This is a genomic window from Rhodococcus sp. RDE2 (assembly GCF_020885655.1).
Classification (GTDB): domain Bacteria; phylum Actinomycetota; class Actinomycetes; order Mycobacteriales; family Mycobacteriaceae; genus Rhodococcus; species Rhodococcus pyridinivorans.
In genome coordinates this window covers 4,216,019-4,239,034 of the sequence record NZ_AP025186.1, presented here as the reverse complement: position 1 = coordinate 4,239,034, position 23,016 = coordinate 4,216,019, and the positions used below count along the sequence as shown (strand labels likewise).

The 23,016-nt window shown below is 65.9% G+C and carries 21 protein-coding genes and 2 riboswitches; of the genes, 14 read left to right on the top strand and 7 right to left on the bottom strand.

Annotated features, from left to right (window positions below):
• Nucleotides 1-25: 25 nt before the first annotated feature.
• Both cobN and cobF read left to right on the top strand, forming a co-directional pair.
• Nucleotides 26-3,637 (top strand): cobaltochelatase subunit CobN, encoded by a 3,612-nt coding sequence (cobN, locus tag LPH33_RS19750; protein WP_229565580.1) that lies wholly within the window; start codon nucleotides 26-28, stop codon nucleotides 3,635-3,637.
• Complete coding sequence (gene cobF / locus LPH33_RS19745) at nucleotides 3,634-4,380, top strand: precorrin-6A synthase (deacetylating) (protein WP_229565579.1); 747 nt, start codon at nucleotides 3,634-3,636, stop codon at nucleotides 4,378-4,380. The genes cobN and cobF overlap by 4 nt, the downstream gene beginning before the upstream one ends.
• Here cobF and LPH33_RS19740 read toward each other — a convergent pair.
• Both LPH33_RS19740 and LPH33_RS26840 read right to left on the bottom strand, forming a co-directional pair.
• On the bottom strand, nucleotides 4,363-5,154 hold the full coding sequence (locus LPH33_RS19740) for a class I SAM-dependent methyltransferase (RefSeq protein WP_229565577.1): 792 nt from the start codon (nucleotides 5,152-5,154) through the stop codon (nucleotides 4,363-4,365). The two genes, cobF and LPH33_RS19740, sit on opposite strands and share 18 nt — an antisense overlap.
• 60 nt (nucleotides 5,155-5,214) lie before the next feature.
• Nucleotides 5,215-5,349 carry a hypothetical protein gene (locus tag LPH33_RS26840; protein ID WP_267499172.1) on the bottom strand — a complete coding sequence of 45 codons (135 nt, stop codon included), beginning with the start codon at nucleotides 5,347-5,349 and terminating at the stop codon, nucleotides 5,215-5,217.
• Between the two features lie 125 nt (nucleotides 5,350-5,474).
• Here LPH33_RS26840 and LPH33_RS19735 point away from each other — a divergent pair, with 125 nt between their 5' ends.
• Nucleotides 5,475-6,275 carry an SDR family NAD(P)-dependent oxidoreductase gene (locus tag LPH33_RS19735; protein ID WP_229565576.1) on the top strand — a complete coding sequence of 267 codons (801 nt, stop codon included), beginning with the start codon at nucleotides 5,475-5,477 and terminating at the stop codon, nucleotides 6,273-6,275.
• A 1-nt stretch (nucleotide 6,276) separates the two neighbouring features.
• Here LPH33_RS19735 and LPH33_RS19730 read toward each other — a convergent pair whose 3' ends face one another.
• Nucleotides 6,277-6,810 carry a hypothetical protein gene (locus LPH33_RS19730; RefSeq protein WP_229565574.1) on the bottom strand — a complete coding sequence of 178 codons (534 nt, stop codon included), beginning with the start codon at nucleotides 6,808-6,810 and terminating at the stop codon, nucleotides 6,277-6,279.
• 177 nt (nucleotides 6,811-6,987) lie between these two features.
• On the opposite strand from LPH33_RS19730, the gene LPH33_RS19725 reads away from it, so the two are divergent.
• The 4 genes from LPH33_RS19725 (at nucleotide 6,988) to LPH33_RS19710 (ending at nucleotide 11,217) form a co-directional block, all read left to right on the top strand.
• Nucleotides 6,988-7,890: an SDR family oxidoreductase gene (locus tag LPH33_RS19725; RefSeq protein ID WP_229565573.1), complete on the top strand. Its 903-nt coding sequence runs from the start codon at nucleotides 6,988-6,990 to the stop codon at nucleotides 7,888-7,890.
• A 213-nt stretch (nucleotides 7,891-8,103) separates the two neighbouring features.
• A riboswitch (cobalamin riboswitch) is annotated at nucleotides 8,104-8,301 on the top strand.
• Between the two features lie 77 nt (nucleotides 8,302-8,378).
• Complete coding sequence (locus LPH33_RS19720; RefSeq protein WP_229568412.1) at nucleotides 8,379-9,386, top strand: ABC transporter substrate-binding protein; 1,008 nt, start codon at nucleotides 8,379-8,381, stop codon at nucleotides 9,384-9,386.
• Nucleotides 9,386-10,438, top strand: a complete 1,053-nt coding sequence (locus LPH33_RS19715; protein ID WP_229565571.1) for a FecCD family ABC transporter permease — start codon at nucleotides 9,386-9,388, stop codon at nucleotides 10,436-10,438. The genes LPH33_RS19720 and LPH33_RS19715 overlap by 1 nt, the downstream gene beginning before the upstream one ends.
• On the top strand, nucleotides 10,435-11,217 hold the full coding sequence (locus LPH33_RS19710; RefSeq protein ID WP_229565569.1) for an ABC transporter ATP-binding protein: 783 nt from the start codon (nucleotides 10,435-10,437) through the stop codon (nucleotides 11,215-11,217). The genes LPH33_RS19715 and LPH33_RS19710 overlap by 4 nt, the downstream gene beginning before the upstream one ends.
• Nucleotides 11,218-11,254: 37 nt before the next feature.
• On the opposite strand, the gene LPH33_RS19705 is transcribed toward LPH33_RS19710, so the two are convergent.
• Nucleotides 11,255-11,875, bottom strand: a complete 621-nt coding sequence (locus LPH33_RS19705; RefSeq protein ID WP_229565568.1) for an IucA/IucC family C-terminal-domain containing protein — start codon at nucleotides 11,873-11,875, stop codon at nucleotides 11,255-11,257.
• A 400-nt stretch (nucleotides 11,876-12,275) separates the two neighbouring features.
• Nucleotides 12,276-12,476: riboswitch (cobalamin riboswitch) on the top strand.
• Nucleotides 12,477-12,627: 151 nt separating this feature from the next.
• Here LPH33_RS19705 and LPH33_RS19700 point away from each other — a divergent pair.
• From LPH33_RS19700 to LPH33_RS19685, 4 genes are read left to right on the top strand one after another with little or no spacing between them, the layout of a single operon-like run.
• Nucleotides 12,628-13,689, top strand: coding sequence for a FecCD family ABC transporter permease (locus LPH33_RS19700; protein WP_420714453.1), 1,062 nt, complete (start codon nucleotides 12,628-12,630; stop codon nucleotides 13,687-13,689).
• Nucleotides 13,690-13,694: 5 nt separating this feature from the next.
• On the top strand, nucleotides 13,695-14,489 hold the full coding sequence (locus LPH33_RS19695) for an ABC transporter ATP-binding protein (RefSeq protein WP_229565565.1): 795 nt from the start codon (nucleotides 13,695-13,697) through the stop codon (nucleotides 14,487-14,489).
• Nucleotides 14,377-15,576, top strand: a complete 1,200-nt coding sequence (locus LPH33_RS19690; RefSeq protein WP_324256241.1) for an ABC transporter substrate-binding protein — start codon at nucleotides 14,377-14,379, stop codon at nucleotides 15,574-15,576. The genes LPH33_RS19695 and LPH33_RS19690 overlap by 113 nt, the downstream gene beginning before the upstream one ends.
• A 39-nt stretch (nucleotides 15,577-15,615) precedes the next feature.
• Nucleotides 15,616-16,452 carry a (2Fe-2S)-binding protein gene (locus tag LPH33_RS19685; RefSeq protein WP_229565563.1) on the top strand — a complete coding sequence of 279 codons (837 nt, stop codon included), beginning with the start codon at nucleotides 15,616-15,618 and terminating at the stop codon, nucleotides 16,450-16,452.
• An 81-nt stretch (nucleotides 16,453-16,533) separates the two neighbouring features.
• Here the strand turns inward: LPH33_RS19685 and LPH33_RS19680 are convergent, their stop codons facing one another.
• Genes LPH33_RS19680 through LPH33_RS19670 form a run of 3 tightly spaced genes read right to left on the bottom strand, consistent with a single transcriptional unit; the run spans nucleotide 16,534 to nucleotide 19,270 of the window.
• Nucleotides 16,534-17,427 (bottom strand): IS5 family transposase, encoded by an 894-nt coding sequence (locus LPH33_RS19680; RefSeq protein WP_229565562.1) that lies wholly within the window; start codon nucleotides 17,425-17,427, stop codon nucleotides 16,534-16,536.
• A gap of 59 nt (nucleotides 17,428-17,486) precedes the next feature.
• Entirely contained in the window at nucleotides 17,487-17,825 is a 339-nt protein-coding gene (locus LPH33_RS19675; protein ID WP_229568409.1) for a WhiB family transcriptional regulator, read from the bottom strand.
• 14 nt (nucleotides 17,826-17,839) lie between these two features.
• Entirely contained in the window at nucleotides 17,840-19,270 is a 1,431-nt protein-coding gene (locus tag LPH33_RS19670) for a short-chain fatty acyl-CoA regulator family protein (protein WP_229568407.1), read from the bottom strand.
• A gap of 148 nt (nucleotides 19,271-19,418) precedes the next feature.
• Here LPH33_RS19670 and prpD point away from each other — a divergent pair, with 148 nt between their 5' ends.
• Genes prpD through LPH33_RS19655 form a run of 3 tightly spaced genes read left to right on the top strand, consistent with a single transcriptional unit; the run spans nucleotide 19,419 to nucleotide 22,955 of the window.
• On the top strand, nucleotides 19,419-20,921 hold the full coding sequence (gene prpD / locus LPH33_RS19665; RefSeq protein ID WP_229565560.1) for a 2-methylcitrate dehydratase PrpD: 1,503 nt from the start codon (nucleotides 19,419-19,421) through the stop codon (nucleotides 20,919-20,921).
• Between the two features lies 1 nt (nucleotide 20,922).
• Nucleotides 20,923-21,837 carry a methylisocitrate lyase gene (gene prpB / locus LPH33_RS19660; protein WP_229565559.1) on the top strand — a complete coding sequence of 305 codons (915 nt, stop codon included), beginning with the start codon at nucleotides 20,923-20,925 and terminating at the stop codon, nucleotides 21,835-21,837.
• A complete protein-coding gene (locus LPH33_RS19655) occupies nucleotides 21,834-22,955 on the top strand; it encodes a bifunctional 2-methylcitrate synthase/citrate synthase (RefSeq protein WP_229565558.1) in 1,122 nt (373 codons plus the stop codon). The genes prpB and LPH33_RS19655 overlap by 4 nt, the downstream gene beginning before the upstream one ends.
• Nucleotides 22,956-23,016 lie beyond the last annotated feature (61 nt).

Below are 23,016 nucleotides of genomic sequence, written 5' to 3'. Positions count from 1 at the left end.
TACGCCTGTGTTTTCGGGTTGCGTCGTGACGCGCCTGACTTTGTTGTCGACGTCCGACACCGACCTGCTGTCGGCTCTGTCGAGCGATGTCGAGTGGGCGCTGGGTAACCCGTCCCGCCTCGACGTGTCCACCGAACTACCTGGTCTGCTCAGCGGATCGGACCTGGTCGTCGTGCGGATCCTGGGGTCCGCACGCAGTTGGCGCGACGGGCTCGACGTCGTGCTCGCGGCCGGCGTCCCGGTCGTCGTTCTCGGTGGTGAACAGACCCCGGACGCCGAGCTCATGGGTCATTCGACGGTGCCGATCGGCATCGCGGCCGAGGCGCACCGCTATCTCGCGTACGGCGGTCCCGCCAACCTCGCGCAGCTCCATGCCTTCCTCACCGACACCGTGCTGCTCGGCGGTGAAGGCTTCGATCCGCCCGTCGAACTGCCCGAATGGGGTGTGCTCGACCGGCCTGAGGGGCCGGCCGACGACCGGCTGCCACGCGTCGGTGTGCTGTTCTACCGGGCCCACCACACCAGCGGAAACGTGCAGTTCGCGCACGATCTCGCCGACGCGATCGACGCGACCGGCAGGGCCCGCGGCGTCGTGATCCACTGCGCCTCGTTGCGCGGAGCGTCCGAGGATCTGCTCGCCGAACTCGGCACTCTCGATGCGCTCGTCGTGACGGTGCTGGCGGCCGGCGGAACCAAGCCCGCCACCGTGAGCGCGGGAGGCGAGGACGAGGCGTGGGACGTCGGGGCACTCGCTGCGCTCGACATCCCGATCCTGCAGGCGCTGTGCCTGACCTGGAGCCGCGATGCCTGGGCGGAGTCCGACGACGGTGTCTCACCGTTGGATTCGGCCACCCAGATCGCAGTGCCCGAATTCGACGGGCGCATCATCACGGTGCCGTTCTCGTTCAAGGAACTCGGCGCCGACGGTCTGCCCCGTTACGTCACCGACCCGGAACGATGCCGTCGCGTCGCCGGTATCGCTGTGGCGCACGCACGATTGCGACACGTATCTCCGGCGCAGCGGCGCATCGCGATCATGCTGTCCGCGTACCCCACCAAGCATTCCCGCGTCGGCAATGCCGTCGGACTCGACACCCCGGTGTCGGCGATCCGGATGCTGCGCGCACTGCGCGAGGCCGGATACGACCTCGGCGACGGCTTCCCGGGCATGGACGTCGAGGACGACGCCGAGGCGGGAAACGCCCTGATCCATGCCCTGATCGATGCGGGCGGTCAGGACGAGGAGTGGCTCACCGCCGATCAGCTTGCCGGAAACCCGGTGCGGGTGAGCACATCCGACTATCTGGCATGGACGAAGGAGCTGCCTGCCGAGCTCACCGACGCGATGACCGAGGCGTGGGGCCCGGCGCCCGGGTCGCTGTTCGTCGACGGCAGCGGTGGTGACAAGGCGATCGTGCTGGCGACCCTGCAGGCCGGCAACGTGGTGCTGATGATCCAGCCGCCCCGGGGATTCGGCGAGAATCCGGTGGCGATCTACCACGATCCCGACATGGCGCCGTCGCACCATTACCTCGCCGCGTACAAGTGGATCGAGCACGGCTTCGGTGCCGATGCCGTGGTTCACCTGGGCAAACACGGTTCGATGGAATGGCTGCCCGGGAAGAACGCGGGCCTGTCCGCGGCGTGCGCGACCGACGCGGCCATCGGCAATCTGCCGCTGATCTATCCGTTCCTCGTCAACGATCCGGGTGAAGGTGCGCAGGCCAAGCGCCGTGCCCATGCGATCATCGTCGATCACCTGATCCCGCCGATGGCGCGCGCCGAATCGTACGGCGACATCGCACGTCTCGAACAGCTGCTCGACGAGTACTCGAACATCGCCGCGATGGACCCGGCGAAACTGCCCGCGATCCGCGCGCAGATCTGGACGTTGATCCAGGCAGCGAAACTCGATCACGATCTCGGGCTCGACGACCGCCCGCACGACGCCGAATTCGACGACTTCCTGCTGCACGTCGATGGATGGTTGTGCGAGGTCAAGGACGCGCAGATCCGCGACGGCCTGCACGTTCTCGGTGCCGTACCGGTCGGGGAGGCACGGGTGAATCTGGTGCTGTCGATCCTGCGTGCCGCCCAGGTATGGGGTGGCAAGAGTAACGCCGTCCCTGGACTGCGCACCGCGCTGGGACTGAAGCCCGACGCTCCGCTGACCGAGGTCGACGGAATCGAGAACATCGCACGGGCGCTCGTGCAGGCCATGGAGGACGACGACTGGAACACCGGGTCGGCCGAGCGCGTTGTCGAATCTGTTCTCGGCCATCCCGATTCCGATGTCGCGCGGGTGCTCACCTTCGCTGCCGACGAAGTGGTTCCCCGGCTCGCGGGCACGACTGCCGAGCTCGACGCCGTGCTCCACGCGCTCGACGGCGGGTACGTCCCGGCCGGACCGTCCGGTTCACCCTTGCGTGGACTGGTCAACGTGCTGCCGACCGGGCGCAACTTCTACACCGTCGACCCGAAGGCCGTCCCGAGCCGCCTCGCATACGACACCGGTGTCGCGTTGGCGGACAACCTGATCGAGCGATATCTCGCCGACACGGGGGAGTATCCGCAGTCGGTCGGTCTGTCGGTGTGGGGGACCTCGGCGATGCGCACCGCCGGCGACGACATCGCCGAGGTGCTCGCGCTCATCGGTGTGCGTCCGGAATGGGACGCCGAGTCGCGTCGGGTTCGCGAACTGACCGTGATCCCGCTCGAGGAACTCGGCCGGCCCCGCATCGACGTCACGGTCCGCATCTCGGGTTTCTTCCGCGATGCGTTCCCGCACGTCATCGGGATGCTCGACGACGCGATCCGCACGGTCGCCGCCCTCGACGAACCCGACGAGCAGAACTTCGTGCGAGCCCATGCTCGGCGGGACGAAGCCGAACACGGCGACGCCGACCGTGCGGTGCGGCGCATCTTCGGATCGAAGCCCGGCTCGTACGGGGCCGGCATCCTGCAGCTCATCGACTCCGGGAACTGGCGCACCGACGCCGATCTCGCCGAGGTCTACACCGCGTGGGGTGGCTTCGCCTACGGGCGTGGGTTGCACGGTGTTCCGGCCGCCGACGACATGCGTGCGAACTACCGGCGGATCGCGGTGGCGGCGAAGAACACCGACACCCGCGAACACGACATCGCCGATTCGGACGACTACTTCCAGTACCACGGCGGCATGGTCGCAACGGTGCGAGCGCTGACGGGCACCGACCCGAAGGCGTACATCGGCGACTCCACCACCCCCGATGCGGTGCGCACCCGATCACTGGCGGAGGAGACTGCACGGGTGTTCCGCGCGCGGGTCGTCAACCCGCGGTGGATCGGTGCGATGCGGCGGCACGGCTACAAGGGCGCCTTCGAACTCGCCGCCACCGTCGACTACCTGTTCGGCTACGACGCCACCGCAGGTGTCGTCGAGGACTGGATGTACGAGTCGCTTGCCCAGAACTACGCGCTCGACCTCGCGAACCAGCAGTTCCTCCGCGAAGCGAATCCGTGGGCGCTGCGCGGGATCGTCGAACGGCTCACCGAGGCGGCCGATCGCGGGCTGTGGGGCGAACCGGATCCCGAGACGATGAGCAGACTCCAGCAGGCCTATCTCGACGTCGAGGGCGATCTCGAGGACCGGGGGTGAGAGTTCGGCTCATCGGGGTCGGCCCCGGGGGACCGGACGATCTCACGGTGGCGGCGGTGCACGCCCTCGAGAGCGTCGACATCTTCCTCGTGGCCGACAAGAAGCGGGGCGTGGACGATCTCGTGGCGGTCCGCGAAGAGATCCTGCGTCGCCACACCTCCGGTGCGCATCGGATGATCGTGGTGCCCGACCCGCCCCGAGACCGGAACCCGGCGCGCTACGGTGACGAGGTGCGCGACTGGCACGCCGCCCGCGCCGAGGTGTACGAGACCGTTCTGCTCGAGCAGGTTCGGGAGGACGAGACCGTCGGATTCCTGGTTTGGGGTGATCCGAGCCTGTACGACAGCACGATCCGCGTCGTCGAACGCATCCTCGAACGCGGGAGGGTGCGGTTCGACTACGACGTCCTTCCCGGTATCAGCAGCGTGCAACTGCTCGCGGCCCGACATCGTCTCGTGCTCAACACCATCGGCGGGCCGATCACCGTGACGACCGGTCGTCGACTGCTTCGGGACGTCGCAGAGGGTGCATCGAACATCGTGGTGATGCTCGACGGCGGCCTCGCCTGCGCGGACCTCGACGGAGCCTGGAACATCTGGTGGGGTGCGAATCTGGGGACCGACGACGAAGAACTCGTCGCCGGCCCGCTCGCCGAGGTGCTCCCGGCGGTCCGTGAGGCCCGTGCCCGGGCCAAGCACGCGCGCGGCTGGGTGATGGACACCTACCTACTGCGTCGAGGATGAGTTCCGCTCGTCGGGAACCGTTCCCCGCGCGTACCAGGCGCGGGCGTCGAGAGAGAACGGTCCGGACGGAAGAGCATCACGGCAAGCATCACGTACTGCGGCGCGTTGCCTTTCGGGCATCGACACCAGGTGTCGCCCGGCCGGTCCGACGCCGAACGTGAAGGGCTCCCAGAAGTCGGAGAAATCGGCGTAATCGGCGCGTGCGGACAGGGCACCGTCGACCACGTCGTGAAGACCGGCCCGGCGGAACCGCTCGGCGATGTCGCCCTCGGTGGTACCGGGCAGTGTCGTCTCACCCGGAGTGCCGGGCTCGACCGTCCCCACGGCGGTCCAGAAGACGCGGAGCATCGTCATCCCGCCCGCCGTGGTGTCCCACATGCACGCAGCGACGGTGCCACCCGGGCGGGTCACCCGCACCATCTCCTGCACACCCAGTTCGGGATCGTTCATGAACCCGAGGACCAGCGACGCCAGGGTGACGTCGAACGTTCCGTCCGGCCACGGCAGATTCTCGGCGACCCCGACGCGGACGTCGATCTCCCGTGCGATCTGCCGGCACGCCGCTGCGAACTGGGGAGCCGGGTCGATCGCCGCGACGTTCGCTGCGCCGACCAGGCCGACCAGTTCACGGGTGAGCCCACCCGGTCCGCAGCCCACGTCGCAGACCCGATGCCCGGCTCTCACCCCGCTCGCGTCCGCCAGGGCGGGCGCGAGCGTCGCTGCGTAGCGGCCCATGAAGCGGTCGTACTGTTCGGCCGGTCCGGCGAACTGCATATGCCCAACATATCGGCCCGATCGGTGACCTCGTGGCCGTTCACATCATCCGGATCGGGGTCACTTCTCGTCGTCGTCCGAGCGCTCGACCACCTCGGGGGCGTTCTCCCGGGTTGCCATTCCGCCGTTGCGACCGTGATCGACCGGTCCCGGCGGGTCCTTGCGCACCTCGTCCTTCTTCTTCGACGTCGTCACTTCTACCTCCGTACGCTGGGCCGACTCGTGTCCGGGCGGATACCCGCAGACGTGCACACGCACACTTCGGGTGGCGTCGAGTCGCAGGACCGGATTGACTGGAACCAACGACACGAGGAGGCAGCATGCAGATCCGTGACAGAGTTTTCGTCGTCACCGGTGGCGGCAACGGGATCGGACGCGATGTCGTCCTCGAACTCCTCGTGCGTGGGGCACGGGTCGCGGCGGTCGATCTCCGAGCCGAGGCTCTCGACGGCACCCGTGCCCTGGCGGTCGCGTACGACGACCGTCTCACCACCCACACGGTCGACGTCTCCGATAGCGCCGCCGTCGAAGCCCTGGTGGGCGAGGTGACCGCAGCTCACGGGCAGGTCGACGGGGTCGCCAACGTCGCGGGCATCATCCAGAAGTTCGTCCCCTTCGCGGACCTGCCGTACGACGAGATGAACAAGGTCCTCGACGTCAACTACTGGGGCGTCGTGCACATGTGCAAGGCGTTCCTGCCCGAGCTGCTGAGCCGTCCAGAGGCGAGTTTGCTCAACGTGTCGAGCATGGGTGCCTTCGTGCCGGTGCCGGGCCAGTCGGTCTACGGCGCGAGCAAGGCGGCGGTCAAGCTGCTCACCGAGGGCCTGTACGCCGAACTGCGCACGACGAAGGTCGCGGTGACGCTGGTGTTCCCCGGCGCCGTCCGCACCGGCATCGCCGAGAACTCCGGTGCCGCCATCCCGGGACGCAACACCGACGCCTCCGTCAGGATCACCTCGTCCGCCGAGGCCGCACGCAGGATCGCCGACGCGATCGAGAAGGGCACCTTCCGGGTGTGCATCGGCAAGGACGCGACGATGCTCGACCTGCTCGCCCGGCTCATGCCGCGTCGCAGCATCGAGTTCCTGGCGAAGAAGATGGGCTCGCTCGTCGAGCGCTGACCTACCGTCGACCGGTCCGCAGCGGAAGCGGCCGGGGCGGGACGTCCGTGGGCGACCGGCTCAGCACGATCGGCAACCACTGCGACGTCATCACGATCATCACCAGCCATTCGGCGATCAATGCCACGGTCGGGTGATGCGGTGCGTTCGTGATCATCCCCGCCTGCGACCAGTACGCCAACAGCCCGAAGAACGACGACAGCCCCGAACCGAGCATCGCGAGCGATGCCAGCTTCCACCGTCGCAGCCACAACGCCAGCGTCGAGATCACCACCCCGAACACCAGGGCCAGGACCGCGAAGATCCGCAGCGGCACCGCCACGGGCGCGGTATCGCCGAACCAACTGCCGAAGACCGTCCACGACCACGCCGACGACGTCTGCGGAAGCAACATGCACACCGTCAGGACGACGACGCAGATCGCCAGGACCCGTCCGCGGCGACCGGCGTCGAACTCCCCGGCGACCTTCTTCTCGATCCGGGCGAAGTCGTTCCGATAGGCCGACAGGTCCGCGCTCGTACCGTCCGCGCTCATGCCTCGACCTCTCCGTTCCGACACATGGGTGGCCATTATGCGCCGTGCGCCGATGTGACCTCGCTCATGTCGCCCACCTGCAATGATGCTCCGACACACCCGTCGGGACCGGTGCCGGTGTGGCGCCGCGGTGCACCGGGTATCGCCCCATACGAACCCGATCGAGGGAGGGCGAGAATGCCGGACCAGGACCAGTACCGCATGCAGCACCCCGGTGAACAGCACCCGGTTCCACCGCTCGAGGAGCAACCGGAGATCGCCTACCCAGGCGCGACCTCCGATCTGCTCTTCGCCCCGGACCACGGTGAGACGACATACCGGGGGAGCGGACGGCTCGAAGGGCGTCGCTCCCTGATCACCGGCGGTGATTCCGGTATCGGACGGGCGGTCGCGGTCGCCTTCGCGCGGGAGGGCGCCGACGTCGTCCTGGCCTATCTCGACGAGGAGGACGAGGACGGAAAGCGGACCGCCGAACTCGTCGAACAGGCGGGACGCCGCGCGGTGCGCATGCCCGGCGACATCCGGGAGGAGGAGTTCTGCCGGCGATTGATCGACACGACGGTGTCCGAACTCGGCGGCATCGACATCCTCGTCAACAACGCCGCCTATCAGCACCTCGAACCCGGCGGCATCGGCGACATCTCCACCGAACAGTTCGACCGCGTGATGAAGACGAACCTCTACGCCCTGTTCTGGTTGTCGAAGTTCGCCGTCGCTGCGATGGGGCCGGGTTCGACGATCGTCAACACCACCTCGATCCAGGCGGTGAGCCCGTCGCCGGGTCTGCTCGACTACGCGACCACGAAGGCCGGCATCGTCGACTTCACCAAGGGCCTCGCCTCCGACGTCGCAGGCAAGGGCATCCGTGTCAATGCGGTTGCACCCGGACCGATCTGGACACCGCTCATTCCCGCGACCATGCCGAAGGACGCGTACGAGCAGTTCGGCAAGGACACCCCGCTCGGTCGCCCCGGCCAGCCCGCCGAACTCGCCCCGGCCTACGTCTTCCTCGCCTCCCAGGAGTCGAGCTACATCACCGGGGAGACCATCGCCGTCACCGGCGGGGTCCCGTTCACCTGAGGATCAGAGCGCGAAATGGTCATCGGAGCGCGTAACAACGCGTACCGATGACCATTTCGCGCTCCGGAGTTCACGAGGACTGCATGTCGAGCAGCTCCGACACCGTCACGAAACGGTAGCCCTCGGCGCGCATGCGACGACGAGGGTTCTTCGGCCGGATGCCATTCGGACATGGTGCCTCATCCGGTGTCGATGGGTGGCGGACGCCCGGTTGCGCGGTTCCGGGACCGACGCCGGGTCTTGTACTGTTCGTAGCGACGTAGGGAACAACGGTGCGAATCCGTGGCTGTCCCGCAACTGTCACCGAGGAGTGATCCCCCAACAGCATGGTCACGGCCCATACGGGTTGGAAGGCCGGGGGCGAGCGTCGATCCGGGAGCCAGGACACCTGCGTCGCCGAAGCAGGACCCACGAGGATGGACATGAACAATTCGATATTCACCGCCCGTACGAGGCGGTATTCGGTGGTGCGCGTCGGCGTCGCATTGATGGCGGCGGCGCTGACCGTGTCGGGATGCTCGTCGAACGACGAACAATCGACTCCGCCCGAGCCGGACACAGCCGCGTCGGCGTACCCGCTCACCATCGAGAACTGCGGCAGGACGCTCACCGTCGACGCGCCACCACAGCGGGCGGTGTCCCTGAATCAGGGATCCACCGAGATCCTGCTGTCGCTCGGTCTCGCCGACCGCATGGTCGGCACCGCGACCTGGACCGATCCCGTTCGGGAGAACCTCGCCGCCGACAACGAAACGGTGCCGCGTCTGGCCGACAACAACCCGTCCTTCGAGGTCGTGCTCGACACCGAACCGGATTTCGTCTCGGCGTCCTTCGGCGGAACGCTCGGCCCCGGCGGAGTTGCCGAGCCTGCACAGTTCGAGCAACTCGGGGTGCCCGCCTACCTGTCGCCCACCGATTGCGACGGCAAGGACGACAACAGCGTCAACGCCGACGGCAACCGCACCGAACCGCTGACCATGGACGCGGTGTACAAGGAGATCCGCGAGCTCGCCGCGATCTTCGACGTGCGTGAGCGCGGTGAACAGTTCGTCGCCGAACTCGAGCAGCGGTACGAGGACGCGTCGGGACAGGTGAACGCGAACGGGGTGTCGCTCGCGTACTGGTTCGCCGATATCGAGACCCCGTATGTGGCGGGTTGCTGCGGATCGTCGGGCATCATCACCGATTCCGTCGGAGCGAAGAACGTCTTCGACGACACCACGAACGAGTGGCCCCAGGTGAGCTGGGAGTCGATCCTCGATCGTGACCCGACCGCGCTCGTTCTGGCCGACCTGAGCCGCCGCAGCATCACCGGCGACGCTCTGGACAGCAAGATCGAATTCCTGGAATCGAATCCGGTCGCCCAGCGCCTGAGTGCGGTGCAGAACAAGCGGTACATCGTGGTCAACGGCGCCGACATGAATCCGTCGATCCGCACGATCGACGGAATCGAGAAGGTCGCCGACGCCCTGCGCGAGTGGAATCTCGACAACTGATGGTGACGTCCACTGCCCGGCGACCCGCGGAGGGTCGCCGGGTTCCGGTGGCCGGTGTCGTGGTGGTCGCGGGACTGATCGTTCTCGCACTGTCGATCGCGGTGACCGTCACGATCGGCCCGGCCGAGCTGTCCGTCGTCGACGTCTACGCGGTGATCTTCGAACGCTTGGGACTGGGTGACAGCTCGGTCAGTGCGATTCGGGAAGGGATCGTGTGGGAACTGCGTTTGCCCCGCACGCTGCTCGCCGCCGTGTGCGGCGCCGGACTCGCGGTGTGCGGGGCGATCATGCAGTCGCTGCTGCGCAATCCGCTTGCCGATCCGTTCGTTCTCGGCATCTCGTCGGGTGCGTCGACCGGAGCCGTGATGATCGCCGTACTCGGCATCGGTGGTGGCGCTGTGTCGCTGTCGAGTGGAGCCTTTCTCGGTGCTCTCGCCTCGTTCGCTCTCGTGTTGCTGTTGGCTACCGGTGCAGGGGGCGGAACCTCCCGCGTCGTTCTGGCCGGAGTTGCAGGGACACAACTGTTCTCGGCGCTGACATCGTTCATCGTCATCTCGTCCGCCGACGCGGAACGCACTCGGGGAGTGTTGTTCTGGCTGCTCGGTTCGTTGTCCGGTGCCACCTGGACAGATGTGGCCCTCTGTGGATCGGTCTGCGCCGCCGGGATCGCGGTGTGCCTGGTGAAAGCATCGTCACTGGACGCCTTCACCTTCGGTTCGTCGACCGCGGCGACCCTCGGGATCTCGGTCGGGCGCACCCGGCTGCTGTTCCTGATGGTGACGGCCCTGATCACCGCTGTCCTGGTCAGTGCGGCCGGCGCGATCGGGTTCGTGGGACTGGTGCTTCCGCACGCGGCCCGCTTCCTGGTCGGCCCCCGCCACAGCCGCCTGGTTCCCGTCACTGCCGTCGTCGGCGCGGTCTTCATGGTGTGGGTCGACGCGGTCGCCCGCACCGTGTTTGCACCGCAAGAGGTCCCCGTCGGCGTGGTGACGGCCCTGATCGGAGTGCCCGCTTTCGCTCTGATTCTCTTCCGTACGAGGAGCACACCGTGACACTGTCCGCGAAGTCGCTGCGGTGGAGCCGCGGCGGAAACCTCGTCGTCGACGACGTGACGATCGATCCCGTGCCCGGGGAAACGATCGGACTGCTCGGACCGAACGGCTCGGGAAAATCGTCGTTGCTCCGTCTGCTGGCCGGCGTCGATCGGCCGGACTCGGGTGTGGTGACGCTCGACGGCACCGATCTGCGCAACCTCGGCCGCCGGACACTTGCCCGTCGCGTCGCTATGGTCGGACAGCATGCACACACCGAGGTCGACATCCGAGTGCGAGACGTGGTGCGTCTCGGACGAATTCCTCATGCAGATACTTTCGGACGCGACGACGGGGGAGACCTCGCCATCGCGAACGCACTCGAAGCGACCGGTATGACGCAGCACGCCGATCGCCTGTGGCGATCGATGTCGGGTGGCGAACGTCAGCGCGCGCAGATCGCGCGGGCGCTGGCACAGGAACCCGAGGAGCTACTGCTCGACGAGCCCACCAACCACCTCGACATCGCGCACCAACTCGACATCCTCGAACGGGTCGTAGCGCTACCGGTGACGAGTTATGTTGCCCTGCACGATCTCAACCTCGCCGCCATGTTCTGTGATCGAGTGATCGTGCTCGAGAAGGGGCGGGTCGTCGCGTGCGGAACCCCGGCTGAGGCGCTGACCACCGACATGATCGAGCAGGTGTACGGCGTGCGTGCCACGGTGGACGACGATGGGGGCGCACCCGTAATCCGCTATCACCGATTGCGCGCACCGGTGCCGTCCCGGATGCAGTAGATCCGCGCTACGACCCCGGCCGGTCCCGTCGCCCCGCTCATTCCTGCGCCATGGCCTCCTGGAAACGTCGGGTCCGTTCGTCGTAGGAGAGCCGAGAGCACCAGGAGCAGTAACGGCCGTCGGGGGCGGCATACCAATGGCAACAGGTTCTGCGGTCGTACTGGAGACGAGGACCGGCAGGGCCGGTGAGAATCCGTAGGTCACCGCAACGCTGCAGTTCGGGCCGGGCCGAGAGCAAACTTTCCGCGAGAACGCTGATTTCCTGCATGCTCGGATTCGGGTCGGGTCGTCGCGCAAGTGTCCGGAAGGCACCGGCGAATCCCGCCGCGATATTGCCCATGAGGTTGCCCATCCCGGGGCCTGTCTCGGCGCGCACACTCTGCGCGAGAGGTGCCAGGTGACCGTCGACAGTCGCCTCGAGAAGATCTTCGGGAGTGGCATCGGCCAATGCACTCGGTGTGCCCAGCACCACCAGATCCGGTGTGCCGGCAACGAAGCGCACGCGGACGTTCGGGGCACGCAGATCCAGCGCGACGCCGTGCAGTACCCACGCTGCTGCCGCGACGGCGCAGACACGATGACAGTAGCGTTGGAAGACCAGGGAACCGACGTGCCGCGCGACAGGCATCTGTCGATACCGCGCGTGCAGTTCGATCATTCTTCGTGCTTCCCCGGACGCCGGATCGCAGAGCTGCGCGGCTGTGAACCAGTCGACCTCGACGTCGCCTGCGGTATCCGTCCTCGCTTCGGTACCGACGCGAAAAGGAGGGCCGAGGCTATCGATCGTGTCCAGAATCGTGTGTAGATCAGTCATAGGTCGGAGTTCTTTCTTCATGGCCGGTATCACGTACCCGGCTTCGTCGATGAGCAAGTCTGTGCCGCAGGCAGTAAACGTCGGCTGCGGTGACCGTCTGTGATGCCACCACAGGAGGGGTGACGCCCGGCGGAGACCCGGCGAGATGCACTGGACCGAAAAGAATTCGGAGGCGGCGAGTTTACCTTCCTGTTCGTGGAGTCCCGGCCATCGGGTCCGATACCCACCTATTGCATCCTTTGTGTAAAGTTCTCCCCGAGTCAGACGTAGTTCCGATGCGCAACACGTATCGAAACTGCCAGGGAATCCGGTGAGAAACCGGAACTGTCGCGCAGCGGTAAAGGGTACCGACAGGGCACGTGCCACTGGACCGGAAACGGTCTGGGAAGGCGCCCCGTGGGGACGATCCTGAGTCCGAATACCTGCTGGCTCGCCGAATCACAACGCGGGCCTCGCGATTGGGCCCCAGATGAGAAGGAACGATCAATGCGCGCCTACGCCGGCGGCCCCGCTATACCCGTTCGTGCATTCACGTCCCCCGAAGTGAGAGACCGCCCGTACCGCGGGGCACTGCACCACACGTGTAGGTGAGTCGATTGCTCGAGGTTGCAAATCCTCCTAGGAGCACTCGGATTCCGGCGATACCGCTGCTGATCACGCTTGCTGTCGCGGTTGTTGCGAGTGGATTCGTTTCCTTGACTCTCGGATCGGAACCCGTTCCCTTGTCGGCTACATGGGATGTGGTGCGGGCCCGCTTCGCCGGCGGGACCGGTCCAGACCCCGTCTACGACACGATCATCTGGGAACTCCGGGCGCCTCGCATCCTGATGGCGCTGATCGTCGGCGCCGGCCTGGCCATGGCCGGTGCCGCAATGCAAACACTCGTGAAAAACCCCCTGGCCGACCCGTACCTTCTGGGAATTTCGGCAGGAGCCGGTGTCGGAGCCACCCTGGTCATCATGTTCGGAGTGCTGACCACCCTCGGCATCTGGGCGCTGTCGCTGGGAGCTCTGCTCGGTGCGATGGCTGCCGGAGCCGCGGTCTTCGGTGTTTCCATGGCTCAAGGAGGGCTGACACCTCTTCGGTTGATTCTCACCGGTGTCGTCATGGCGTCGGCCTTCTCGTCGATTTCGAGTTTTCTGGTGTTCCTCAGCGACGACCGCGACGCCGTTCGCTCGGTCCTGCACTGGACGCTCGGAAGCGTCGCGGGCTCGATGTGGGAGCAGATTCTTCCGGCGCTGGTCGTCGTGCTGCTGTCTGCTGCCATCTTGTTCGCGATTCATTCGTGGCTCGACGCACTTGCCAGCGGGCCGGACGTTGCCCGAGCTCTCGGTGTTCCTGTCCGGGGGCTTCGGTTCGGGCTGTTCGCCCTGTCGTCGATTCTGGTCGGTGTGCTGGTCTCGGTGTCCGGCGGGATCGGCTTCGTCGGCCTGATCATGCCGCATCTGGCCCGGATCATGGTGGGGGCACGCCACCGCATCGTCCTGCCGGTCGCTGCACTCGGTGGAGCCCTGTTCCTGTTGTGGATCGATATCGCTGCCCGCGTTCTGCTCAGCCCGGAGGAACTTCCCCTCGGTGTGATGACGGGCCTGGTCGGGGCGCCTGTCTTCCTGTTCCTGCTCGGACGGCGCCACTACAGCTTCTCGGACGGTGATTGATGCACATGCAGGTGCGCAACGTTCGTTGCACGGTCGCGGGTTCGGACGTTCTGTCCGGCATCGACCTCGATTTCGCGTACGGTTCCATGGTTGCGCTGGTGGGAGTCAACGGAAGCGGGAAGTCGACGTTGCTCCGTACTCTCGCGGGTCTACGCGCGCCGGCCGAGGGAACCGTAACCCTCGACGGTCGGGATCTTTATTCTCTGCCGCCGCGCGCACGGGCCCGGGCGATCGCCTATGTAGGGCAGGAAGAAACGCCCCCTCAGGACCTGTTGCTCGGCGAAATGGTCGCCATGGGCCGGATTCCCCACCGTCCACCCTGGTCGATGGGTGAGGGTTCGGACCGGGAGGTAACTCTGCGCGCGTTGTCCACCGTCGAATTGGCACATGCAGTCGACCGGAGGTGTGACCAGCTTTCGGGTGGTGAGCGCCGCCGGGCGATGCTCGCCCGCGGACTCGCTCAGGAGTCGACCTTGCTGATACTGGACGAACCCACGAACCATCTCGATATCCGCCACCAGATCCACCTTCTGGAAACGCTGCGAGGACTCGGGCGCACAGTAGTCGCGGCAATGCACGACCTCACCCTTGCTGCATCGTATTTCGACCGGGTGGCCGTCCTGCACAACGGCACTCTTGCGACCTACGCCGATGCGTCCGACGCTCTGTCGCCGGCAACGGTTGCACATGTTTTTTCAGTTCCTGCAACCCAGCTCACAGACCCCACGACCGGACGACAGCACCTGGTGCTCGGTTCCGACTCCGCAGGGATCCGACCACACACGGAGAACCATGTCTGACCGTCTACATTCCGATTCGAACATCATGTCCCGCCTGAAGACCCAGTCCCCGTTGGCTGCCGGGCTTGTCGCGGCCGTCGTGGCGCTCACCGGCTGCGGCAGCTCCGATGAGAGCGTCGATGCCGCACTCGACGGTGAAGTCACCGTCGAGAACTGCGGAACGGAAATCACTTTCCCGTCCCCCGCGACGGCGATCTACGCCAACGACAGCCAGATCCTTCTGAACCTGCTGGCGCTCGACGCCGACGACCACATCACTGCCATCAGCGGCATTCGCGATTCCCGAGTCCACCAGCTTCGCGGTATGTACGGCACCGAGAGAATCGACGAGTTGCCGTTCAAGTCCGAGGAATCGTTCAACCTCGAAAGTATTCAAGCCCAGAGGCCCGACGTGGTGATGGCCGGCCACGGCTGGGGATTCAGCGTGGAGAAGCACATCACTCCCGAACGCCTGAACGACGACTTCGGTATCCCCGCCTACATCGTCACCCCGACGTGCCTTCCCGGCTCGGTCGACACCATGTCACCGTGGGACGAGGCGTATACCGATCTGTCGAACATCGGCAGCATCGTCGGCCACGACGATATCGCCGCGGCGAAGATCGAGGAGCTGCGGCAGCGCCGCGAGGAGATGGAATCTGCTCCGCGAGGAGAAGAGGCCCCGACCGTCATGTACATCACCGCGGTATCGAACGAAGGAGTCTCGAGTGCCGGAAAGCCCCACCTCTTCACCTCCATCATCGAGGTGACGGGTGCCCGCAACGCGCTCGACGGCGTGGACGAGAAGAGCCCGAAGATGTCCTGGGAGTCGGTGACCGCCGCGAACCCGGACTTCATCGTTCTCACCGACACCGGAGACGGAGCCGGTGCATTCGATGCGAAGCTGGCTCTTCTCACCGAGAATCCTGCAACCCGCTCATTGGACGCCATCACACAGGGCCGCGTTCTCAATCTCCCGACCGACATGGGACGCAGTGGCGCCTTGATGATGGATACGGCAGAGCACATGCGAAAGGCTTTGGAGAAGGAACAACTGCTGCCGCAGAGCGGGATCGAGCCGCGGATGGACCTGAGCGAACTCGAGTAACCCGACGAAAGGGCGATGGTGACGATGGTTGTTCCGCACGTGACACCGGAGGATGTGCTCACCCGACTGCTGAACACGCTACCGGTGAGTGAGCACGCCCCACTGCTCCTCGATGGCGGTTCCCAGGAGGTTCCGGCCTCCGCGATACTCGACCCCGAATGGATCGAGCACGAGATGCACTTGCGTGCCGAGCGGTGGCAGGTCGACGATCCGTTGATTCTGGGGACGGTCCTGTGGCGCGCGATCAGCAGTTCACTGGTCCTGCCCACTGTGGCAAGCCTGTTCGTCACGGGAACAGCTCTGAGTCCACGCCTTCAGGACGTGATCCTGCACCGTCGCGCGTTGACCGGGCGGGACGTCGACTTTGTTGCATCCGGGACGACCTCGACCCTGGACGGCACGTTCTCACCCAACCGGAAGATGTACGGCCGGTTGGTCGGAGCACGGTCGACCGCGGTGCTGGCAACATCGGCCGAGTCTGCGCTCGTCGATGCATTGGGGTCGGGAATCGAGTACCTGGCCTCGCTCTGTGGCAAGGGGGAGCGGCGACTGTGGGCTGTGGCCGTCGATTCCATAGCGACCCGTTACCTGTGGGTCGGCACCGCGACCGGACGCGTAGACGAGGCGTTGGAGGCTGCCCGCGCGACGGTACGGGAAATCTCGGAACAACTCGGTGGGCCAAGGCTCCCCTCTCCTCGATTTCAAGAGGTGGTGACCGAATGCGGATGGGAACCACAGACGTTTGTGCACAGAGTGTCGTGTTGCCTGCTGTACAACGGTCCGCACGGCATCAAGTGCTCGACCTGTCCTCGTCAACATCCCGATGTTCGACTCGCGCGCCTGTCGGATCGTGCCCGTCGGCTGGGCCGGTCGTAGAGGTCCCCCGACCTGTCAGCGAGAGATCCGCATTCCTTCAGCGGCCGGGCGTGCTAGGGCGTGTTTCAAAAGGTCGCTGTCTCATAGCCATTGGTTGATCGTTGCGATCTGGACGGTGGCCAGATACCGCACTGCGAGTTTGTCGTAGCGGGTGGCCACCGCCCGGAACTGCTTGAGTTGGTTGATGCCGCATTCGACGGCATGCCGCTGCCGGTAGACGATGCGGTCGAAGGCCGGTGGTCGCCCACCCTCGGAGCCGCGGTTGCGGCGGTGGGCGAGCTGATCGGACGGGATCGCAGTGGTCGCCCTGATACCACGTTGGCGCAGGTAGGACCGGTTCGCTCGGGAGCTGTAGGCCTTGTCCGCCAGCACCCGATCCGGCCTCGTCCGCGCCCGCCCGGCACCGAACCGGGGCACCCGGATCGCCTCCAACACGGCGGTGAACTGCGGACTGTCCCCGTGCTGACCGGCAGTGAGTACCAACGCCAACGGACGTCGATGCTGCTCGCAGGCCAAATGCAGCTTCGTCGTCCACCCACCCCGCGAGCGACCGAGAGCATGGTCGGCCGGCTCGGTCGCGACACCACCGGGCGGTTCGACCTGCTCGTGCCCGTGGTGGCGGGCGCCGGCGGCGTGCTGATGCGCCCGCATGATCGTCGAGTCGACGCTGACGTCCCAGGCAATCCCACCGGCGGCGTCGGCGATGGTCTGCAACCGGGTCAGCACGTGTGCCCAGGTGCCGTCGCGTTGCCAGCGGCGGAACAACCCGTAGACGGTTTGCCAGGGTCCGTAGCGGTACGGGACGTCGCGCCACGGGGCGCCGACGCGGATGCGCCAGCGGATTCCGTCGATGAGCTGGCGTTTCGGCCACTTCGGTGGGCGGCCGGTCTTCTTGACGCCGGGCAGCAGCGGAGCCAGACGCGCCCACTGCGCGTCGGTGAGGTCCGCTCGCCCCGGTACCGCTACGCTGGGCACGAGGTCTCCGGGATATCGGGTTTTGCTTGGTCGCTAAACCCAGATATCGGAGGCCTCACTCATTCAACGGCTGCGACACTCCTTCTGGCGGAAACGTGGTTCAAGATCACTTTTGAAACATGCCCTAGCCGTGTGCGTTCGTGCTCGGTTGTCCCACCCCACACACCATGACGCTCGCCGGTGGACAGGGCCTGCTGTAGGCAGTTCCACCGCACGGGACAAGGACTGCAGATGAGTTTGGCGGTACGCTCTCGTCCTGCGCGTTGGGCCGGGGTCTCGTCGTCCGGAGCGAAAAACGGGGCCGGGCCGAAAAAGCGGCATGCAGCGTTGTCCCACCAGTGTTCCGTCACTCGATCCTCCGAGTGTGCGATGTCGTCGTGCTGACGACGCAGGGACATGCCCGCCGTTCGGTTCATCCCTGGAAACGTTCGGGTGTGTAGGGAACAGGGGCAGCGAGGTTCTCGTCTGTGTCCAGGGAGCGGCCCACTTGCGGAAACGCTCGCTGGGCGCAGTCGGTACGGTCGCAGACCTTGCAGCCCGGGCCGATCGGGACGGTAGTTGCAGGGTCGCCGAGGTTCAATCCTCGGGCGTAGACGAGCCTGTGGGCGTGGGCGAGGTCGCAGCCGAGCCCGATGGCGAAGCTGCGGGGCTGGGTAAGGAAGCCGCCGGCAGAGTGTTCGTCGGTGGTCCGTGCGATCCACAGATATTTCCGGCCGTCGGGCATCTGGGCAACCTGGGTGTGGATGCGGCCAGGGGTGGCGAAGGTATCGTGGACGATCCACAGTGGGCAGCTTCCCCCGACCCGCGAGAAGTGAAATGCCGTGGCCGACTGCCGTTTCGAAATGTTTCCGGCCTTGTCGGTGCGGACGAAGAAGAACGGCACTCCGCGTTGTCCGGGGCGTTGGAGGGTGGAGAGGCGATGGCAGACGGTTTCGAACCCGACCTCGAATGCGTTTCCGAGCAGGTCGATGTCGTAATGCAAGTCCTCGGCACTGCGTAGGAACTGGGTGTAGGGCAGGATGAGGGCACCGGCGAAATAGTTGGCCAGGCCGATACGCGTGAGTGCCTGAGACTCGGTCGGTAGCTCGGGCGCCGTTGCGACGAGGGCGTCGAGGGTGCTGTTCTGGGTGAGGAACGCAAGTTGGGTGGCCAACTGGAACGCGCGCTGCCCATGTGTGAGGCGGCGTGCGAGAAGGAGAACTCTCGTCGACGGGTCGTAGCTGCGTTTGGGTCCGGGTTCGCCGGGCGGGTCGGTACGGATCCTGACTGTGACGGAGTGCTCGTCCCGTAGCAGGCGCGCGAGCTGAAGATCGAGGCCGCCCAGTGACAACCCGCGGGATATGAACATCTGCTCGGCGGCATCGTCGAGCTCGGCGATGTGGTTACGACGGTCGTAGAAGAAGTCCCGTACGTCCTCGTAGGGCATCGCCACGCGATGGTCCAGGGCGGAACCGTCGCCCGTCGGCGACAGGCGCTCCACCTGTTCCGTGACTCCCCTCAGGCGCCGGTGCATGGTGACCAGCATCTGCGCCGCGGCGGGATGGCGGGTGACCAGATCATCGACCTCCGCTGCCGTGCTGTCGACGGTGGTCGCGTGGTCGGCGAACACATCCTGCAGGTCCGCGATCAACCGGGCGTCGCTGTCGACCGCGAAAAATCCCATGTCCAGGTCGAACGTCGAGTTCAAACGCAACAGGACCGGCACAGTGAGCGGGCGTTGGTCGTTCTCCAGTTGGTTCACATAGCTGGTGGACAACTGCAGCAACCGAGCGAGGGCAGTCTGGGTCAAACCTCGCTCTTCGCGTAGCCGCCGCAACTTGGCGCCCGCATACAGCTTCTGCATGCGAAAAACGTAACAGGGAGCGTTTCCGCAATTTACACAAAATCGATCTTCACGGTTCGCACAAATACTCCTGTGCAACCCATTTCCCTTCCACCCCGCCCTGCATAGCGTGCAAATCGATAGTTGAGATCCTCTGGAAGGTCGTGAAGTGAAAACCCATCTCGTCCGCACCCGCCGTTCCGCTGAAGAGTTCCCCAAGCACGAGCACCTCGCATGGAAGATCGCCGAGGTCGCGACCGATCCGGTCGAGGTTCCTGCCGATACCTCCGAGATGATCGTCAACCGGATAATCGACAACGCGGCGGTCGCGGCGGCATCGGTGACGCGTCGTCCGGTGGCCAATGCCCGTGCCCAGGCGCTGGCCCACCCGTACCGCCCCGGTTCCACGGTCTTCGGTGTCGGCGGCACGTTCTCTCCCGAGTGGGCAGCGTGGGCCAACGGCGTCGCGGTGCGTGAACTCGACTTCCACGACACCTTCCTCGCGGCAGAGTACTCGCATCCGGGCGACAACATCCCGTCGATTCTGGCGGTCGCCCAGCACACCGGCCGCGGCGGCGCAGACCTGATCCGCGGCCTGGCCACCGGCTACGAGATCCAGGTCGATCTCGTGCGTGCGATCTGCCTGCACGAGCACAAGATCGACCATGTCGCGCATCTCGGCCCTTCGGCAGCTGCCGGTATCGGCACGCTGCTCGGACTCGACACCGAGACGGTCTATCAGGCGGTCGGGCAGGCACTGCACACCACGACCGCGACGCGGCAGTCCCGCAAGGGCGAGATCTCGAGCTGGAAGGCCTACGCGCCGGCCTTCGCCGGGAAGATGGCCGTCGAGGCCGTGGACCGCGCGATGCGCGGCGAAGGTGCACCGTCGCCGATCTGGGAGGGGGAGGACGGTGTGATCGCGTGGCTGCTCGGCGGCCCTGACGCCGAATACCAGGTGCCGCTGCCGGGGCCGGGTGAGGCGAAGCGCGCCATCCTCGATACCTACACCAAGGAGCATTCGGCCGAATACCAGAGCCAGGCGCCGATCGATCTGGCCCGCCGGATGCGCGAGCGGATCGGCGATCTGGATCAGATCGCCTCGATCGTGCTGCACACCAGCCACCACACCCATGTGGTGATCGGCACCGGCTCGAACGATCCCCAGAAATTCGACCCGCAGGCCAGCCGCGAAACGCTCGACCACTCGGTGATGTACATCTTCGCCGTCGCGTTGCAGGACGGCACCTGGCACCACGAGCGTTCTTATGCGCCCGAGCGGGCGCAGCGCCCGGACACGATCGAGCTGTGGCGCAAGATCTCCACCGCGGAGGACCCGGAATGGACGCGTCGCTACCACTCCACCGATCCGGACGAGAAGGCGTTCGGCGCTCGCGCCGAGGTCACATTGAAGAGCGGCGAGGTCATCGTCGACGAACTCGCGATCGCCGATGCGCACCCGCTCGGTGCCCGGCCGTTCGCGCGCGAGCAGTACATCGCCAAGTTCCGCACGCTCGCCGAGGGCGTCGTCGCCCCGGCCGAACAGGACCGTTTCCTCGACGCCGCGCAACGCACGCCCGAATTGAAGGCCGGTGAGTTGAACGAGCTCACCTTCACCGTGTCCGACGAGGTTCTCGACCGTGCCCCGAAGTCGCCGAAGGGACTGTTCTGACATGCCCGGGCTCATCGCCGCCACCACGTCGGCCGCCGACAAGCGCGCAAACTTCCGCGCCGGCCTCACTTCCGGCAAGATCCAGCGGCTGCCCGGTGCGATCAACCCGTTGACCGCCAAGCTGATCCAGGAGATCGGTTTCGAGGGGGTGTATGTCTCCGGCGGGGCATTCTCGGCCGGGCTCGGGCTACCCGACATCGGTCTGACGACTCTCACCGAGGTCATCGCGCACAGCCGTCAGATCGCGGGTGTGACGGACCTGCCGGTGCTCATCGACGCCGACACCGGTTTCGGCGAGCCGATGTCGGCGGCGCGCACCGTGCTCGCTGCCGAGGACGCCGGTCTTGCCGGTCTGCATCTCGAGGACCAGGTCAACCCGAAACGCTGTGGGCATCTGGACGGCAAGGCCATCGTGCCGACCGACGAGATGGTCCGTCGGCTGCGGGCGGCCGTCTCCGCTCGGCGGGATCCGAACTTCGTGATCTGTGCCCGCACCGACGCCGCCGGTATCGACGGGATCGACGCCGCGATCGAACGTGCACGGGCTTATGCGGACGCCGGTGCCGACATGATCTTCACCGAGGCGCTGCACACTCGCGCCGATTTCGAGAAGTTCCGTGCAGCCGTGGATATTCCGTTGCTGGCGAACATGACCGAGTTCGGCAAGTCGCAACTGATTCCGGCGCAGGCGCTCGAGGCGATCGGCTACAACGCGGTGATCTACCCCGTCACCACACTGCGATTGGCGATGGGCGCGATCGAGCGGGGTCTACGGGTGATCCATGAGGAGGGCACCCAGGAAACTCTCGTCGACGAGATGCAGACGCGGTCGCGGCTGTACGAGTTGCTCGAGTACGAGCGTTACAACGAGTTCGATTCCGGAGTATTCAACTTCACGCTCGGAGGGAACCAATGACGAACACCGTCCCGACGATCTACAAAGGGCTGGCCGGCGTCGTCGTCGACACCACTGCGATCTCGAAGGTGGTGCCCGAGACGAATTCGCTGACCTACCGTGGTTACGCGGTCCAGGACCTGGCGGCACATTGCAGTTTCGAACAGGTCGCGTATCTGCTGTGGAACGGTGAGCTGCCCACCGATGCCCAACTCGAGTTGTTCTGCCAGCGTGAGCGAGCCGGCCGCCGGGCCGACCGTTCCCTGCTGGCGCTGGTGGCGAAGATGCCGGAGAACTGCCACCCGATGGACGTGGTCCGCACCGCGATCAGCTATCTCGGCGCAGAGGACCCACAGGAATGGGACAACGCACCTCGGGCGAAGCGTGAGAAGGCCCTTCGCATGATGGCGGTGCTGCCCACGATCATCGCGGCCGACCATCGGCGTCGCCACGATCTCGATCCCATCGCCCCGCACAGCCACCTCGGCTTCGCCGAGAACTTCCTCAACATGTGCTTCGGCGAGATCCCGGAACCGGAGATCGTCAAGGCGTTCGAGGTCTCGCTGATTCTGTACGCCGAGCACAGTTTCAATGCATCGACCTTCGCGGCACGCGTGGTGACGTCGACCCTGTCGGACATCTACAGTGCCGTCACCGCCGCGATCGGCACCTTGAAGGGCCCGCTGCACGGCGGCGCCAACGAAGCCGTCATGCACGACATGCTCGAAATCGGTGAACCCGAACGGGCCGAGGAATGGTTGCGCGGCAAGCTTGCCCGCAAGGAGAAGGTCATGGGCTTCGGGCACCGCGTCTACAAGAACGGTGACTCCCGGGTGCCCACGATGAAACGGGCCTTCCTCGACGTCGCGGCGAAGACCGGCGGTGAGAAGTGGGTACGGATGTACGACATCCTCGAGAAGACGATGCGCGATGCGACCGGTATCGAACCGAACCTCGACTTTCCCACCGGCCCCGCCTATTACCTGATGGGCTTCGACATCGAGGTGTTCACACCGATCTTCGTGATGAGTCGCATCACCGGATGGACCGCACACATCATCGAGCAGGGTGAGTCGAATGCATTGATCCGCCCGCTCAGCGAGTATTCGGGCGTCCCGCAACGCCCGGTGGTGGCCTGACGGCGTACCGAGCAGCACCCCGGGGTAGTTTCCGTCACCGTCTCCTGACCCCGGGGTGCCT